The sequence below is a fragment of the bacterium genome, from assembly GCA_024224155.1.
Lineage (GTDB): Bacteria > Acidobacteriota > Thermoanaerobaculia > Multivoradales > JAHEKO01 > CALZIK01.
In genome coordinates this window covers 1-1,164 of sequence record JAAENP010000390.1, presented here as the reverse complement: position 1 = coordinate 1,164, position 1,164 = coordinate 1, and the positions used below count along the sequence as shown (strand labels likewise).

Here is a 1,164-nt window from a genome sequence, read left to right as displayed (position 1 = left end):
GTGTGGCGACACCTTCTCCGAATCCCACCGACCATCGGCAAACGTCGGCTCGCTGGACTGGCGGACCGAGCCCAAACAGAGGCTGGCGGCCTGTCCGAAGAACACCGGGCGGTCCATCACTTCGTAGTGCAGGAGCTCCCTCGAGTTGGAGGGCCACTTTCACCAGAGGTTGTGGCCGACCGCCTGGATCTCCCACGGGAACGGGTGGTAGGAATCCTCGACGAGCTGGAGGCCAAGAAAGCGTTCCTGTTTCGCGACGGCCGGGGCGCAGTGGTGTGGGCCTATCCGGTGACGGCCGCCGAGACTCCCCATCGGCTCTACTTCAAGAGCGGTGAACGGCTCTACGCGGCTTGAGCGGCCGATGCGATAGCAACGCCCTTCGTGCAAGGGCGCCTGAGAAATGAAGAGGTGCCGGTGAGGGTGGAAACCGAATGCCGACACTGCAGCAGACCGTTCGCCCTCGAGATCGACAGCGCCATGGCCATCCACGTAGAACCGGAGGACGCAGATCCGCTCGTTTTCATACCCGACGTGGCGGTGTTCGATGTGAAGGGTCCCAGCATCGTCGACGACTTCTGACGAGAGAACGTCTTCTTCTGGTCAGAAGAACATGCCCGGGAATACCGCAAGTCGACACACCGCATCCGCGGCGCCTACTCACAACTGGAGCAAGTCGCAGAGGCCAACCGCATCCTCCAAAGCGCCGTGTTCGGATTCGATACGCCGAGGACCCCGAAGCCGAGCTAGCGGCCGGTCTCTGGCGAGATGAGCGGGAGATTGACGCCGTCCAGGTAGACCCGGAGTCCGCCACACCGCCAATGCACATCCACTCTCGTGCGACCGGCCTCAGCGCTCAAGCGGAAGTCGGCGATGACGTTCTTGGCCGGGAATCCCTTCTCGATCTGGATTCCAGAAGTGAACGAAACCCTCCTGGCAGAAGAGCCCCTACCGGCGGTCGCCGGATGAGTGTCAGCCGACGCGGATGAAGAGCGGGTAGTCCTTCACGATCAGGTTGTCGATCACCAGGTCCTGGCCGAGCGTGGAGATCTCCAACTCCTGGGAGAATCCCTTCAGGAGATCCACACCGACCGCGTCCGACGAGCCGAGCCCTTGAAACAAAACCGAGGCGGCGACGCCGGGATCCTCATCGACTGCTGGGCCGTC

At 62.6% G+C, this 1,164-nt stretch carries 3 protein-coding genes; 2 read left to right on the top strand and 1 reads right to left on the bottom strand.

The window, feature by feature from the left end; all coding sequences use genetic code 11:
* The first annotated feature begins 171 nt into the window (after nt 1-171).
* On the top strand, nt 172-354 hold the full coding sequence (locus GY769_19800; protein ID MCP4204166.1) for a hypothetical protein: 183 nt from the start codon (nt 172-174) through the stop codon (nt 352-354).
* Nucleotides 355-414: 60 nt separating this feature from the next.
* The gene (locus tag GY769_19795) at nt 415-579 is read left to right on the top strand and encodes a hypothetical protein (protein ID MCP4204165.1); all 165 of its coding nucleotides are present in this window, start codon (nt 415-417) and stop codon (nt 577-579) included.
* 390 nt (nt 580-969) lie between these two features.
* On the opposite strand, the gene GY769_19790 is transcribed toward GY769_19795, so the two are convergent.
* The coding region (locus GY769_19790) for a hypothetical protein (protein ID MCP4204164.1) at nt 970-1,164 on the bottom strand (195 nt) is incomplete at its 5' end.